Genomic DNA, 14174 nt, shown 5'->3' on the forward strand with positions numbered 1-14174 from the left:
TTGAACCACAAGCATCTTTAAGAAAAGCAACAAATTACCGGCGGCGAATCTGTCGGTGTATTTAAAAAACGACATGGCGGCCATTGCGGCCGCCATGCGCGTTCTGCCTGCGCCCGGTCTAGAGCAGCTTCTGGCGCAGGATGTCCTGCACCTGGGCCGGGTTGGCCTTGCCCTTGGACGCCTTCATCACCTGACCGGCCAGCGCGTTCAGCGCCTTTTCCTTGCCGGCGCGGAATTCCTCGACCGCCTTCGGATTGGCGGCGATCGCCTCTTCCACCATCTTCTCGATGGCGCCGACGTCGGACACCTGCTTCAGGCCGTCGCGCTCGATGACGGCGTCGGCGGACAGATCGCTGTCCCACAACGCCTCGAACACCTGCTTGGCCAGCTTGCTGGACAACGTATTGTCGGCGATGCGGACGATCAGGCCGGACAGACGCTCCACCGAGATCGGGCAGTCTGCGATGTCCTTGCCGTCGCGGTTCAGGCGCGCGGCGATCTCGCCGTTGATCCAGTTGGCCGCCAGCTTGCCTTGGCCGGAGGCCTTGGCCGCGGCTTCGAAATATTGCGCCTGCGCCAGGCTGGAGGTGAGCAGCGCCGCGTCATAGGCGGACACGCCGTAAGCGTCGACGAAACGGGCCTGCATCGCGGCCGGCAGCTCGGGCATCTCGTCCTTGATGCGGGCGATCTGCTCGTCGGAGATGCGCACCGGCAGCAGGTCCGGATCCGGGAAGTAGCGGTAGTCGTGCGCGTCTTCCTTGCTGCGCATCATCCGCGTCTCGCCGGTGTCCGGGTCGAACAGCACGGTGGCCTGCTGGATCTTGCCGCCGTCCTCCAGCGTGTCGATCTGCCACTGGATCTCGTACTTGGCGGCCTGCTCCAGGAAGCGGAAGGAGTTCAGGTTCTTGATCTCGCGGCGGGTGCCGAATGCCTGCTGGCCCTCCGGACGCACCGACACGTTGACGTCCATGCGGAAGCTGCCTTCCTGCATGTTTCCGTCGCAGATGCCCAGCCAGGTCACCAGCGTGTACAGCGCCTTGACGTAGGCCAGCGCCTCGTCGACCGAGCGCATGTCGGGCTCGGACACCACCTCCAAGAGCGGCGTGCCGGCGCGGTTCAGGTCGATGCCGGACAGACCCTGGAAGTCCTCGTGCAGGCTCTTGCCGGCGTCCTCTTCCATGTGGGCGCGGGTCACGCCGATCACCTTCTCCTGATCGCCGACCAGGATTTTCAGCTTGCCGTGCTCGACGATGGGCAGGTCCATCTGGCTGATCTGGTAGCCCTTGGGGAGGTCCGGATAGAAGTAGTTCTTGCGGGCGAACACGTTCTTCTGGTTGATGTTGGCGTCCAGCGCCAGGCCCAGACGGATGGCCTTGTCCACCACCGCGCGGTTCAGCACCGGCAGCACGCCGGGCAGCGCCAGCTCCACCGCGGAAGCCTGGGTGTTCGGCTCCGCGCCGAAGGCGGTGCTGGAGCCGGAGAAGATCTTGGAGGCGGTATTGAGCTGCACGTGCACCTCGATACCGATGACGACTTCCCATTTCATGGTCGGAAAATCCTTTTCATGCCAGAGCGCAGCATCGCTCCGGGAAACGTAAACTTATCAGCCAGCGCGCGGGCGGCGCGAAGGCAAGGCGGGCGCGCGCAGGCAGTACACTCGTACGGCAAGCGCGCCCACGCCGTATTCGCGTCGCGCAGCCGCCGGCGTTACAGCGCCGGCGCCTTGGCGTGCCAGTCAGTCGCCTGCTGGAACTGGTGCGCCACGTTCAGCATCCTGGCCTCGCCGAAGTAATTGCCGATGATCTGCAGGCCGATCGGGCGGCCGTTGGCGGCGAAGCCGGCCGGCACGCTCATGCCGGGCAGGCCGGCCAGGTTCACCGACAGCGTGTAGACGTCGGACAGATACATCTGTACCGGGTCGGACGACATCTGGCCGAGATCGAAGGCGGCGGTCGGCGCCACCGGCCCCAGGATCACGTCGCACTGGCCGAAGGCGGTCTTGAAATCGTTGGCGATCAGCCGGCGTATCTTCTGCGCCTTGATGTAGTAGGCGTCGTAATAGCCGTGCGACAGCACATAGGTGCCGACCATGATGCGGCGCTTGACCTCGTCGCCGAAGCCTTCGGCGCGGGTCTTCTCGTACATCTCGACCAGGTCCTTGTAATCATTGGCGCGGTGGCCGTAGCGGACGCCGTCGTAACGCGACAGATTGGTCGAGGCCTCGGCCGGCGCGATCACGTAATAGGCCGGGATCGACAGCTCGGTGTTCGGCAGGCTGATCTCGACCGCCTCGGCGCCCAGCTTCTTCAGCTCGGCCACCGCGTTGTCGACGACTTGCGCGACGTCGGCGTCCAGGCCGGCGGCGAAGTATTCCTTCGGCAAACCGACCTTCAGGCCGGCCAGCGATCGGTTCAGATCGCGGGTGTAGTCTTCGCGGGCGCGCTCCAGGCTGGTGGAGTCGCGCTCGTCGAAGCCGGCCATCACGTTCAGCATCAGCGCGCAGTCCTCGGCGGTCTGCGCGATCGGGCCGCCCTGGTCCAGCGAGGAGGCGAAGGCCACCATGCCGTAGCGCGACACCGCGCCATAGGTCGGCTTGATGCCGGTGACGCCGCAGTGGCTGGCAGGCTGGCGGATCGAGCCGCCGGTGTCGGTGGCGGTGGCCACCGGCGCCAGCCGCGCGGCGACGGCGGCGGCCGAACCGCCGGACGAACCGCCCGGAATCGCGTTCAGATCCCACGGGTTCTTCACGGCGCCGTGGAAGGAGTTCTCGTTCGACGAGCCCATCGCGAACTCGTCCATATTGGCGCGGCCCAGCGTCACCATGCCGGCGGCGGCGCACTGCTCGACCACGTGGGCGCTGTACGGCGAGACGAAGTTGTCCAGCATCTTGGAGCCGCAGCCGGTCTTCCAGCCCTGCTGGCAGAACAGGTCCTTGTGCACCAGCGGCACGCCGGTCAGCGCGTCGGCGGAACCGGCGGCGAGGCGGGCGTCGGCGGCGCGGGCCTCGGCCAGCGTCTTCTCCCGGTCGACGGTGACGATGGCGTTGAGCCGCGGGTTCAGCGCCTCGATGCGATCCAGATACTGGCTGGCCAGCTCGACGCTGGAAACCTGCTTGGCCGCCAGCTGTTGCGACAATTGCTTGAGGGTGGCTTGTGTCATTTCGATCAAATCTTGCTATCGGGATAGTCTGGCCCGGCGATCTGCGTCCCGATGGGAACCAATCTCGCCGGGGCGGCTCAGAGGCTTACTCGATCACTTTGGGAACGAGGAACAGGCCTTTTTCCACCTGCGGCGCGACCGCCTGGAAAGCCTCGCGCTGATTGGTTTCGGTGACGACGTCGTCGCGCAGCCGCAGGGAAACGTCCTGCGGATGCGCCATCGGCTCGATGCCGTCGGTGTCGACCGCCTGCATCTGCTCGATCAGGCCGAAAATATTGTTGAGCTGCTCCGCGGTGGCGGCGATTTCCGCTTCGCCGACCTCGATGCGGGCGAGCTTGGCGATCCGTGCGACATCCTGGTGCGTCAGCGACATGGCTTCCTCGTTAAAACCTTTAATATTTCAAGCTTTATAGGGTATCATACCCCGTTTGATTCTCCCAAGATCGACATTGCGCCACGACGCATTCCCGGGGCATTTCCCGCCCCGCAGGAAGCCTGCGCCGGGGCCCGCAGACGCAGGCCGTATCCGCCGCCGGGAAAGACCGGCAACGAATGTTGCCACGCCTGGATAAAAAGGCGGGGAAATCGGCCTGCCACAGATTAAACTGGATTTTTACGGACGCCGCCGGCGTCCGCCACTGACGAAAACTGACCAGGACCGCCCAATGTTTCGTTCGCTGACCGGATACTTCTCCAACGACCTCGCCATCGACCTCGGCACCGCCAACACCCTGATCTACATGCGCAGCAAGGGCATCGTCCTCGATGAACCTTCGGTCGTCGCCATCCACAACGACGCGCCGACCAACAAGAAGTCCATCCTGGCCGTCGGCCTGGAAGCCAAGCGCATGCTGGGCCGCACCCCGGGCAGCATCCAGGCGATCCGCCCGATGAAGGACGGCGTGATCGCCGACTTCACCGTCACCGAACAGATGCTGAAGCAGTTCATCAAGAAGGTGAACCCGAACCGCTTCTTCGCCGCCAGCCCGCGCATCGTGATCTGCGTACCCTGCGGCTCCACCCAGGTCGAGCGCAAGGCGATCCGCGACTCCGCCCTCGCCGCCGGCGCCCGCCGCGTCGAGCTGATCGAGGAGCCGATGGCCGCGGCGATCGGCGCCGGCCTGCCGGTGGAAGAGCCGACCGGCTCGATGGTGGTGGACATCGGCGGCGGCACCACTGAGGTGGGCGTGATCTCGCTGGGCGGCGTGGTCTACTCCAACTCGGTGCGCGTCGGCGGCGACAAGTTCGACGAGGCCATCATCAACTACATCCGCCGCAACTACGGCATGCTGATCGGCGAGACCACCGCCGAGGAAATCAAGAAAACCATCGGCTCCGCCTTCCCGGGCGCCGAGGTGCGCGAAATGGAAGTCAAGGGCCGCAACCTGGCCGAAGGCATCCCGCGCGCGTTCACCGTGTCTTCCAATGAAATCCTGGAAGCGCTGACCGAACCGCTGAACCAGATCGTTTCGGCGGTGAAGATCGCGCTGGAGCAGACCCCGCCGGAACTGGGCGCCGACATCGCCGAGAAGGGCATGGTGCTGACCGGCGGCGGCGCGCTGCTGAAGGACATCGACCGCCTGCTGGCGGAAGAGACCGGCCTGCCGGTGTTCGTCGCCGAGGAACCGCTGACCTGCGTCGTGCGCGGCTCCGGCAAGGCGCTGGAAAAAATGGACAAGATCGGCACCATTTTCACCAACGTGCCTTAAACTTCCAGCAACGAACTTATAACCCGAGCGAACGCCGCGCCGTCAAGGCGCGGCGGTTGTGGCCATGGATTTCGCCAACACCCCCAGCTTCTTCCGCTCCGGGCCGCCGCCGGGCGCGCGCCTCGCGATGAGCGTGGTCGCCTCCATCGCGCTGCTGATAGGCGATAGCCGCTACGGCCTGATGGAACAGGCGCGCGAGGCGCTGTCGCTGGCGCTGTACCCGGTGCAGCGCGCGGTCAATCTGCCGGCGCAGGCGATGCGCCACGCCGGCGACTACCTGACCTCGCAGACCGAGCTGAAGCAGGACAACACCGAGCTCAGGGCGCGCCAGCTGCAGATGTCGGCGCAATTGTCGCGCCTGCAGACGCTGGAGCGCGAGCTGAACGAATTGCGCGCGCTGAACCGCATCCGCGCCCAGCGCGACGACGCGGCCCAGATCGCCGAGACGCTGTACACCGGCCGCGATCCGTTCTCGTACAAGATCATCATCGACAAGGGCGACGACGCCAAGCTGCAAGCCGGCCAACCGGTGGTCGACGGCCAGGGCCTGCTGGGCCAGGTGACCCGCGTGCAGCCGCTGACCGCCGAAGTGACGCTGATCATAGACAAGAACCAGATGGTGCCGGTGATGATCGCCCGCACCGGCGAGCGCGCGATACTGTACGGCTACGGCGGCGGCATCGAGCTGCGCTATCTGCCGCAGAGCTCGGACGTCAAGGAGAACGACAGGGTGGTGACCTCCGGCCTGGACGGCGTATTCCCGGAGGGCATCCCGGTAGCCGTCGTCAGCAAGGTGGAGCGCAATCCGGGCGCCGCCTTCACCCGCGTCAGCACCCAGCCGCTGGCCGGCGTGCAACAGACCCGCTACGTGCTGGTGCTGCAGGCCAGGCAGACGCCGGCGCGTCCGGCGGAACCGCCGCCGCTGCCGGAAAAAAAGACCAAGGGCGGCAGGAAGGCCGCCGACGAGGAGTAAGCCGCGATGTCGTTGGACCGCCCCAAGGAACTGCTCAAGCCGGTCAAGCGCCGTTTCATCATGACCACCTTCGTGATCGCCGTGCTGATCGAGCTGGTGCCGCTGCCGCATGGCAGCACGCGCTGGCTGCCTGACTTCATCGGCCTGTTGATCCTGTACTGGGTGATCAACCAGCCGCGCCGGGTCAACATCGGCATCGCCTTCATGATGGGCATCGTCGCCGACGTGTCCACCGCCGGCCTGTTCGGCCAGCACGCGCTGGCCTATTCGGCGACCGCCTTCCTGGCGCTGAGCCGCCAGCGCCAGCTGGTGATGTTCAACCTGGGCCAGCAGGCGCTGGTGGTGCTGGGCCTGATGCTGACCAATCAGCTGATCATGGTGGTGGTGCGGATGCTGACCGGCTCGGCTTTCGTCGGCTGGAGCTATTTCCTTCCGCCGCTGATCGGCGCGCTGCTGTGGCCGCTGTTGACCAAGCTGATGCTGATACCTTACCGCCACCACTCGGTATGAGACCCGACTGACCCATGCGCCGCCCGTCCCGCCTCAAGAACCCGCAAAACGAAGAAGAACAGTTCGAGCTGCGGCTGGTCATCGCCTACGCGCTGATCATCCTGATGTTCCTCACGCTGCTGGCGCGCTTCGTCTGGCTGCAGGTGCTGCAGCACGACCACTTCTCGACGCTGGCGCAGAACAACCGCATCTCGCTGGTGCCGATACTGCCGAACCGCGGCCTGATCCTGGACCGCAACGGCGTGGTGCTGGCGCAGAACTACTCCGCCTATACGCTGGAGTTGACGCCGAGCAAGATCGCCGACCTCCCGGCCACCATCGCCAAGCTGAAAAAACTGGCCGACGTCAGCCCGCGCGACGAGAAGCTGTTCAAGAAGCTGCTGGCCGAAAGCAAGAACTTCGAGGCCATCCCGCTGAAGGTCAAGCTGACCGACGAGGAGGCCGCCCGCGTCGCCGCCAACGCCTGGCAGTTCCCCGGCGTCGAGGTCAAGGCCAGGCTGTTCCGCGACTACCCGTACAAAGAGATGACCAGCCATGTGCTGGGCTATATCGGCCGGATCAACCAGAAAGACCAGGAGCGCCTCGCCGACGAGGACAAGACCACCAATTACAAGGGCACCAACTACATCGGCAAGACCGGCCTGGAAGCGGTGTACGAGGACGATCTGCACGGTCAGGTCGGCTTCGAGGAAATGGAGACCGACTCCGGCGGCCGCGCGGTGCGCAGCCTGCGCCGGACGCCGCCGGTCAACGGCAACACGCTGAAGCTGGCGCTGGACATCCGCCTGCAGGAGATGGCCGACAAGCTGTTCGGCGACCGCCGCGGCGCGCTGGTGGCGATAGATCCGAGCACCGGCGGCGTGCTGGCCTTCCTGTCCAAGCCCGGCTTCGACCCCAGCCTGTTCATAGACGGCATCGACAGCCAGACCTGGGCCTCGCTGAACACCGACTGGCAGAAGCCGCTGGTCAACCGCGCGCTGCGCGGCACCTATCCGCCCGGCTCCACCTTCAAGCCCTTCATGTCGATGGCGGCGCTGATGACGCACAGCATAGGCATGCACGATATGCGCGCCGCGCCCGGCTACTTCACGCTGCCCGGCTCCAGCCACCAGTTCCGCGACAGCAAGAAGAGCGGCAACGGCGTGATCAATCTGCAGCGCGCGATCACCGTGTCCAGCGACACCTTCTTCTACAAGCTGGCCTGGGACATGGGCATAGACAAGATCCACCCGGTGGTCGGCTCCTTCGGCCTCGGCAGCAAGACCGGCATCGACCTCGACGGCGAGGCCAGCGGCGTGCTGCCGTCCAAGGAGTGGAAGGCGAAACGCTTCGCCCGCTACAAGCCCGAGGTGAGGCGCTGGTATCCGGCCGACGTGGTCAGCGTCGGCATCGGCCAGGGCTTCAATGCCTACACGCCGCTGCAGATGGCCAACGCCACCGCCATCATGGCCAACAACGGCCAGGTGTTCAAACCCCACCTGGTGCAGCAGGTGGTGGACTCCAAGACCGGCCAGGCGCGTCTGATCGAGCCTAAGCCGCTGCGGCAGCTGCCCTACCCTCAGGAATACTTCGATTACATCAAGGAGGGCATGCACGGCGTGATGATCTCCGGCACCGGCGCCCGCGTCGGCATAGGCCTGAAGTATTCGATGGCCGGCAAGACCGGCACCGCGCAGGTGGTGGCGATCAAGCAGGGCGCCAAGTACAACGCCGCGTCGCTGGCCGAGCAATACCGCGACCACAGCTGGTTCATCGCCTTCGCGCCGGTGGAGCAGCCCAAGATCGCCGTGGCCATCATCGTCGAGAACGCCGGCTTCGGCGCGGCCGCCGCGGCGCCGGTGGCGCGCGGCCTGTTCGACTACTATCTGCTGGGCAAGGTGCCCAACGATCTGGCCGGCCTGCTGAAGACCGTGCCGATGGAAAACGGGGAAGCGCGTGAAGACTCCGCTGATTAAGCAGATCTGGCAACAGATCAAGGAGCCGCTGGACGGCTGGATGATGCTCTTCCTCGGCCTGATCTTCGCGGTCAGCATGGTGCTGCTGTATTCCGCCAACAACCAGTCCTTCGACAAGATAGACAACAAGCTGGCCTATACGGCGCTGGCGCTGGCGGTGATGTGGGTGATCGCGCGGATGCGGCCGCAGAGCGTGATGAACTTCGCGCCGCCCATCTATGTGCTGGGCGTGCTGCTGCTGGTAGCCGTGCACTTCAAGGGCATCACCGTCAACGGCTCCACCCGCTGGCTGAGCCTGGGCGTCACCCGCATCCAGCCGTCGGAGATCCTGAAGATCGCGCTGCCGATGATGCTGGCCTGGTTCTTCCAGAAATACGAGCTTTCGCTGCGCTGGTGGCACTACCTGATCGCCGCCGCGCTGGTGCTGGTGCCGGTGGGCCTGGTGCTGAAGCAGCCCGACCTCGGCACCGCGCTGTTGATCGCCGCCGCCGGCTTTTTCGTGCTGTTCTTCGCCGGCCTGCCGTGGAAGGTGATCTTCGCCGGCGCCGCGCTGTTCGCAGCCAGCCTGCCTGTGGTGTGGAACCACCTGCACGACTACCAGCGCAAGCGCGTGCTGACGCTGATAGACCCGACCACCGACCCGCTGGGCACCGGCTACCACATCATCCAGTCGATGATTGCGATCGGCTCCGGCGGCCCCTGGGGCAAGGGCTGGCTCAACGGCACCCAGACCCACCTGGACTACATCCCCGAGCGGACGACTGACTTCATCTTCGCCGTCTACTCCGAGGAATTCGGCCTGGCCGGCAATGTGGTGCTGCTGGTGCTCTACCTGCTGATACTGAGCCGGGCGCTGATGATCACCGCCAGCGCGCAGACGCTGTACGGCCGGCTGATGGCGGCGTCGATCACGATGTCCTTCTTCGTCTACGCCTTCGTCAATATGGGCATGGTGTCCGGCATCCTGCCGGTGGTCGGCGTGCCGCTGCCCTTCATGTCCTACGGCGGCACAGCCTCGGTGACACTGTTCATCGGCATGGGGATGTTGATGGGCATCAGCAATCTGCGCCGGCTCTAAGCCACGGGCAGAATCCCCGATCCTGCGTTGCGCCTCCTTGCCGTACCCTGTATTGGGCATCAGCAGCCTGCGTCGGCTATAAAGCCTGTTGTTGTGTCCGCTCCGCGGACGCTATTCCGGTGCCGGTTCCGCCCGGCAGGCGGGCCAGGGGCTGTGCGGCCAGCCCCTTGGCAATCCCAGGCCGCCCCTCATCGCGCGAAACCCCGATAAAAAAGCGCCAGGCGAGGCGCCGCCGGAACTAGCCGCGCGCTAACGTCGCGCGGCGTCGAACAGCCGGCGTCTTAAAACCTCGCCCGCCGCTTTTTTACCGGCGCGCTCTGAAGGGGAAAGGGGCGCATCGGATACGCGATTTCTCATTAGCCAAGCCCAGAACCCGGAAGCCGCGGGAAAAACACTGAAACGGCAATGCTCCCGCCTCAACCGCCCTGCTGATCCGGCTGCACCGCCTCCGCCTCGTCCGCCGGCGGCGCGCTGTCCGGCAGCGGCTTGCCGTCGCGGCCGAACAGCCGCAGCTGGCGCGGCAGGTCGTGGTCGTCGGCCATCTTCACGCCGACGCCGAGCAGGCGCACCGGGCGGCCGCCGCGCGCGTGGCCGGTGCGCAGCAGCTGGCCGAAGGCGGCCATGGCCAAGGCGTAGCCCGGCTGCTCGACCGTGGTCTGGCTGAAGTCGTCGAACTTCAGCTTGACCGACAGGCCCTTGAATTCCGGATTGCCGTTGCGGGCCAGCCTGGCCTGCAGCCGGTCGACCAGCTCCGGCAGCTTGGACAGGCAGCTGGCCAGGTCGGGCAGGTCCTGCGCGTAGGTTTCCTCGACGCTGATCGATTTGCGGCTGCGGTCGGTGGACACCGGCCGATCGTCGTTCCCGTGCGCCAGCGCCAGCAGCCGCTCGCCGAAGCTGCCGAAATGGCGGAACAGGTCGGCCGGCGACCAGCGCCGGACATCGCCGCAACTGTGGATGCCCAGCCGGTGCAGCCGCTCGGCGGTGACGCGGCCGACGCCGTGTATCTTCTCGACCGGCAGCGTGACGACGAAGGCGTCCACGTCGCGCGGGCGGATCAGGAACTGGCCGTCCGGCTTGTTCCAGTCGCTGGCCACCTTGGCCAGGAATTTGTTCGGCGCGATGCCGGCCGAGGCGGTGATGCCGACCTCCTCGCGTATCTGCCGCCGTATCGCCTCCGCCATCAGCGTCGCGCTGCCCTGCTCGTGGGGCTGGCCGGTGACGTCCAGATAGGCCTCGTCCAGCGACAGCGGTTCTATCACCTCGGTGTAGCGCTGGTAGATGGCCATGATCTGCTGGCTGGCCAGCCGGTAGCGCGCCATGTCCGGCGGCACGATCAGCAAGTCCGGACACAGCCTGAGCGCGCGCGCCGACGACATCGCCGAATGCACGCCGTAGCGGCGGGCGATGTAGTTGCAGGTGGCGACGACGCCGCGCGTCTCCGGCCGGCCGCCGACGGCCAGCGGCCGCTCGCGCAGGCCGGGGTCGTCGCGCATCTCGATCGCGGCGTAGAAACAGTCGCAATCGATGTGGATGATCTTGCGCTGGACGGCGTTCATCTCGGCGTCAGCGGCGGTCGCTGTGTCCCAGCGGCTTGTCCGGAGCGATGCGGTCGCGCAGCCGCTGCTTCAGCGCCTTCAGTTCCGGAAAGCCGTCCTCCTCCTTGCGGTCCCACAGCAGCTCGCCGTCGACCTCGACGCGGAATACGCCGCCGCTGCCGGGACGCAGCGCGACCTCGGACAGTTCCTTTTCAAACGTGGTGAGCAGCTCCTGCGCCAGCCAGCCGGCGCGCAACAGCCAGCGGCAGCCGGTGCAGTAATGGATGACGACGCGGGGCAGCGGGGACAATGGGGAATCGGCGCTAATCATGAAAAAAGAAGATGGCGGGACAAAAACAGAGCATAACGCAGAAAATGGCCGCCGCCCCCTGTCTTAGCTTGTTTTCGGGTGCATGGCACCCGCTCCTCCATCGTTTCTCTTGTAGTGGCAGACTTGGCGCAGTACCGGTTGCGGGGGGCGGCGGCCTATGGCGTCTTGTTCAAAACTCATTGCCAGACCCAGTTTGCCCAGCGCCGCACAGGCTGTAAAGCGAATGCTCCAGCCCCGTCCGCTTGCTGCAAAGCAGCATGTAACTTCGGCGCAACGCCGCCGCAAAACGGATAAAAAACAGCAGCTTGCCCGTCTGGCGGGCAAGCTGCCGTTCATCGTCCGCCCGGTGAGCGGGCGGCGCCGGTCAATGGCTGTGGCTCTCGGCCGGCATGCCGTCCTGCACGACCACGTCGACGACGATGCTGCCGGCCTTCTCGAAGTTCAGCGTCAGCGGGAAGCGGTCGCCGGCCTTCAGCGGCTGTTTCAGGCCGACCAGCATCACGTGGTAGCTGCCCGGCGCGAACTTGACGGTCTGGCCCGGCGCGATCTCGACGCCGCCCTCGACCTTGCGCATCCGCATCACGCCGTTGTCGTTGACGTGGGTGTGCAGCTCGGCGCTGGCGGCGCGCGGCGTGCTGGCCGACAACAGGCGGTCGGCGCCCTTGCCCTGGTTTTCCAGCGACAGGTAGACGCCGCCGGTCGGGCTGGCGAGCGGCATCGCGCGGCTCCACGGATGGCCGATGTGGATGGAGCCGAGTTGGAAGGAATGGGCGGCGGCCAGGCCGGACAGGCACAGGGCGAACAGGGCGGCGGCAAAACGTTTCATCGCGGACTCCGTCGGGTCGGGAAAGGGAAAAATCGCGCCACTGTAACACAGCGCGCCCCTGCCCGGACGCGACAAAATGCCGCAGCCGTGGCGCCCGCCGCCACACCACCGCATGCCGCTGGTCTAAAGCGCAGCTCCCCGCTACCCCGCCTCAACGTAAGCCTCTACAATCGCATGGCTACACAATCGGCCCGTAACCATGTTTAAGACGCTGTCGCTGCAATTCCTGTTTGGCGGTCTGCTCAGCCTGATCACCATCACCAATCCGCTGTCCAAGATCCCGCTGTTCATCACTCTGACGCGCGAGATGAACGACATCCACCGCGATGCCCAGGCCAAGCGCGCCTGCGTGTTCGCCGCCGCCATCATGGCGGTCAGCCTGCTGGCCGGCAATCTGATCATGGCCGCCTTCGGCATCTCCTACGGCGCGCTGCGCATCGCCGGCGGCTTCGTCGTCGCGGTGCTCGGCTACCGCATGCTGTTCCTGTCGCAGGACCCGGGCCAGGCGCCCAGGCAGTCCGGCGAACGCGAGGACTACGCCTTCTTCCCGCTGGCGATGCCCGGCATCAGCGGCCCCGGCACCATCGCGGTGGTGATAGGCATCTCCACCGAGATCGCCGAACTGACCACCGTGCCGGCCAAGGCGCTGGCCTTCGCGATGACCTTCGCCGCCATCGGCCTGACCTGCGTCGGCATGTGGCTGACGCTGAAATCGTCGCTGCTGATCTCGGAGCGCTTGGGCCGCGGCGGCCGCGAGGTGATGACGCGGCTGATGGGCTTTCTGCTGATCTGCATCGGCGTGCAGTTCGTCGGTTCCGGCATCCGCACCTTCATGGCCGGCTCCTGAGCGCCGCGCGCGCGAACCCCATTTCTGCCACAATGGACGGATAGTTCCGCTATCCGTTCCGCCATGCCCGCTACCGCCCAAGAACGTTCCGAGCTGTTCCGCGCCGACGATCTCGGCCGGCTGGAATGCCATAGAGCCTGTCCACGATCTTTTTACGAGCAGCGCAGCCCAAACAGGAGGCCAGATGCAAGGCGGAGGGCGCAGGCCTTGGTCATTCCAAGGCCTAGCCTGACAACGCGGCAGATGGCCTCCTGTTTGGACTGCCCTTCGGGGCCGCTTTCTGTCGGCGCATGGCTTTGTCAAACGTCTCTTGCAGTGAGCGACACTGCGGCGAGCCGCTTTCCGCGCCCTGCATCCGGCAGAAAACGGCCGATGCCGCAAAAAGATCGTGAACAGGCTCTTAACGCGCAATACGCCAGGCGGACCTTCCCGCCCCATTTCCACGAAGAGTTCGTCGTCAACACGCTGACGCTGGGCGCCCAGTCCTATCGCCACCGCGGCGGCCTGCACCGCGCCGGCGTCGGCGCGCTGGTGCTGATCAATCCCGGCGAGGTCCACACCGGCGAGACCGCGCACGAAAACGGCTGGGCCTACCGCGGCTTCTATCCGGACGCCGGGATGATGCGCCGCCTGGCCGCCGACCTGGGCGGCGGGCCGGCGCTGCCGTATTTCCGCGACACCGTCGTCGTCGACCCCGGCCTGGCCCGGCGGCTGGATAGCCTGCACCTGCTGCTGCGCGACAGCCGCGACGCGCTGCAGCGCGAATCGGCGCTGGCCGAAGTCTTCGGCGAGCTGTTGATCAGGCATATGCGACAGCGTCCGGACGAGCAGCCGGCCGCGTCCTCCGCGGTGGAGACCGTCAGGCAGATGCTGGCCGACGACCCGGCCGCCAACCACTCGCTGCAGCAGCTGGCCGACGCGGTAGGGCTGTCGCCGTGGCAGCTATGCCGCCAGTTCAAGCGGGAGACCGGCCTGCCGCCGGTCGCCTGGCGCAATCAGCTCAGGGTGGCGCGGGCGCGCCGGCTGCTGGCCGCCGGCATGCGACCCGGCCCGGTGGCGCTGGAACTGGGCTTCGCCGACCAGCCGCACCTGACCCGCGCCTTCCAGTCCTCGCTGGGCCTGACGCCGGCCGCCTACCAGAAGGCGGTGGGCGCGCGCGCCGGTTGATCCGGCCGCAAAATCGTTCAAGACAGCCCCGGCCGTCTGCTCCATCATCAGGAGCAGGAGGCCGATGTCCGGCCCCGCCGCCAC

13 protein-coding genes are annotated in these 14174 nt (G+C 66.1%); 7 read left to right on the forward strand and 6 right to left on the reverse strand.

Annotated features, from left to right (window positions below; all coding sequences use genetic code 11):
- Positions 1-118: 118 nt before the first annotated feature.
- From gatB to gatC, 3 genes are all read right to left on the reverse strand, one after another.
- The gene (gene gatB, locus WNM05_RS22040) at positions 119-1546 is read right to left on the reverse strand and encodes an Asp-tRNA(Asn)/Glu-tRNA(Gln) amidotransferase subunit GatB (RefSeq protein ID WP_434631130.1); all 1428 of its coding nucleotides are present in this window, start codon (positions 1544-1546) and stop codon (positions 119-121) included.
- Between the two features lie 161 nt (positions 1547-1707).
- On the reverse strand, positions 1708-3159 hold the full coding sequence (gene gatA, locus WNM05_RS22045; protein WP_434631133.1) for an Asp-tRNA(Asn)/Glu-tRNA(Gln) amidotransferase subunit GatA: 1452 nt from the start codon (positions 3157-3159) through the stop codon (positions 1708-1710).
- Between the two features lie 85 nt (positions 3160-3244).
- A complete protein-coding gene (gene gatC, locus WNM05_RS22050; protein WP_434631136.1) occupies positions 3245-3532 on the reverse strand; it encodes an Asp-tRNA(Asn)/Glu-tRNA(Gln) amidotransferase subunit GatC in 288 nt (95 codons plus the stop codon).
- Positions 3533-3824: 292 nt separating this feature from the next.
- Here gatC and WNM05_RS22055 point away from each other — a divergent pair, with 292 nt between their 5' ends.
- The 5 genes from WNM05_RS22055 to rodA all read left to right on the forward strand — a co-directional run bounded on the left by WNM05_RS22055 (position 3825) and on the right by rodA (position 9384).
- Positions 3825-4868: a rod shape-determining protein gene (locus WNM05_RS22055; protein ID WP_011137903.1), complete on the forward strand. Its 1044-nt coding sequence runs from the start codon at positions 3825-3827 to the stop codon at positions 4866-4868.
- Between the two features lie 64 nt (positions 4869-4932).
- Complete coding sequence (gene mreC, locus WNM05_RS22060; protein ID WP_434631141.1) at positions 4933-5841, forward strand: rod shape-determining protein MreC; 909 nt, start codon at positions 4933-4935, stop codon at positions 5839-5841.
- A 6-nt stretch (positions 5842-5847) separates the two neighbouring features.
- Positions 5848-6351 (forward strand): rod shape-determining protein MreD, encoded by a 504-nt coding sequence (gene mreD / locus WNM05_RS22065; protein ID WP_434631143.1) that lies wholly within the window; start codon positions 5848-5850, stop codon positions 6349-6351.
- A gap of 14 nt (positions 6352-6365) precedes the next feature.
- The gene (gene mrdA / locus WNM05_RS22070; RefSeq protein ID WP_434631146.1) at positions 6366-8306 is read left to right on the forward strand and encodes a penicillin-binding protein 2; all 1941 of its coding nucleotides are present in this window, start codon (positions 6366-6368) and stop codon (positions 8304-8306) included.
- Positions 8287-9384, forward strand: coding sequence for a rod shape-determining protein RodA (gene rodA, locus WNM05_RS22075; RefSeq protein ID WP_434631148.1), 1098 nt, complete (start codon positions 8287-8289; stop codon positions 9382-9384). Before mrdA ends, rodA begins: the two co-directional genes overlap by 20 nt.
- 416 nt (positions 9385-9800) lie before the next feature.
- On the opposite strand, the gene dinB is transcribed toward rodA, so the two are convergent.
- The 3 genes from dinB to WNM05_RS22090 form a co-directional block, all read right to left on the reverse strand.
- Positions 9801-10940: a DNA polymerase IV gene (dinB, locus tag WNM05_RS22080; RefSeq protein WP_434631151.1), complete on the reverse strand. Its 1140-nt coding sequence runs from the start codon at positions 10938-10940 to the stop codon at positions 9801-9803.
- A 7-nt stretch (positions 10941-10947) separates the two neighbouring features.
- The gene (locus WNM05_RS22085) at positions 10948-11229 is read right to left on the reverse strand and encodes a SelT/SelW/SelH family protein (protein WP_434631153.1); all 282 of its coding nucleotides are present in this window, start codon (positions 11227-11229) and stop codon (positions 10948-10950) included.
- A gap of 385 nt (positions 11230-11614) precedes the next feature.
- Complete coding sequence (locus WNM05_RS22090; RefSeq protein WP_434631156.1) at positions 11615-12076, reverse strand: copper chaperone PCu(A)C; 462 nt, start codon at positions 12074-12076, stop codon at positions 11615-11617.
- A 199-nt stretch (positions 12077-12275) separates the two neighbouring features.
- Here WNM05_RS22090 and WNM05_RS22095 point away from each other — a divergent pair, with 199 nt between their 5' ends.
- Both WNM05_RS22095 and WNM05_RS22100 read left to right on the forward strand, forming a co-directional pair.
- On the forward strand, positions 12276-12923 hold the full coding sequence (locus tag WNM05_RS22095) for a MarC family NAAT transporter (RefSeq protein ID WP_434631158.1): 648 nt from the start codon (positions 12276-12278) through the stop codon (positions 12921-12923).
- 372 nt (positions 12924-13295) lie between these two features.
- Positions 13296-14090, forward strand: a complete 795-nt coding sequence (locus WNM05_RS22100) for a helix-turn-helix domain-containing protein (protein WP_434631161.1) — start codon at positions 13296-13298, stop codon at positions 14088-14090.
- The last annotated feature ends 84 nt before the right edge of the window (positions 14091-14174 follow it).

The sequence above is a fragment of the Chromobacterium sp. CV08 genome (genome assembly GCF_051129845.1).
GTDB lineage: Bacteria > Pseudomonadota > Gammaproteobacteria > Burkholderiales > Chromobacteriaceae > Chromobacterium.

Coding starts and splice junctions, on each gene's coding strand:
- gatB (WP_434631130.1), bottom strand. CDS start 1,546: ATGAAATGGGAAGTCGTCATCGGTATCGAGGTGCACGTGCAGCTCAAT.
- gatA (WP_434631133.1), bottom strand. CDS start 3,159: ATGACACAAGCCACCCTCAAGCAATTGTCGCAACAGCTGGCGGCCAAG.
- gatC (WP_434631136.1), bottom strand. CDS start 3,532: ATGTCGCTGACGCACCAGGATGTCGCACGGATCGCCAAGCTCGCCCGC.
- WNM05_RS22055 (WP_011137903.1), top strand. CDS start 3,825: ATGTTTCGTTCGCTGACCGGATACTTCTCCAACGACCTCGCCATCGAC.
- mreC (WP_434631141.1), top strand. CDS start 4,933: ATGGATTTCGCCAACACCCCCAGCTTCTTCCGCTCCGGGCCGCCGCCG.
- mreD (WP_434631143.1), top strand. CDS start 5,848: ATGTCGTTGGACCGCCCCAAGGAACTGCTCAAGCCGGTCAAGCGCCGT.
- mrdA (WP_434631146.1), top strand. CDS start 6,366: ATGCGCCGCCCGTCCCGCCTCAAGAACCCGCAAAACGAAGAAGAACAG.
- dinB (WP_434631151.1), bottom strand. CDS start 10,940: ATGAACGCCGTCCAGCGCAAGATCATCCACATCGATTGCGACTGTTTC.
- WNM05_RS22090 (WP_434631156.1), bottom strand. CDS start 12,076: ATGAAACGTTTTGCCGCCGCCCTGTTCGCCCTGTGCCTGTCCGGCCTG.
- WNM05_RS22095 (WP_434631158.1), top strand. CDS start 12,276: ATGTTTAAGACGCTGTCGCTGCAATTCCTGTTTGGCGGTCTGCTCAGC.
- WNM05_RS22100 (WP_434631161.1), top strand. CDS start 13,296: ATGCCGCAAAAAGATCGTGAACAGGCTCTTAACGCGCAATACGCCAGG.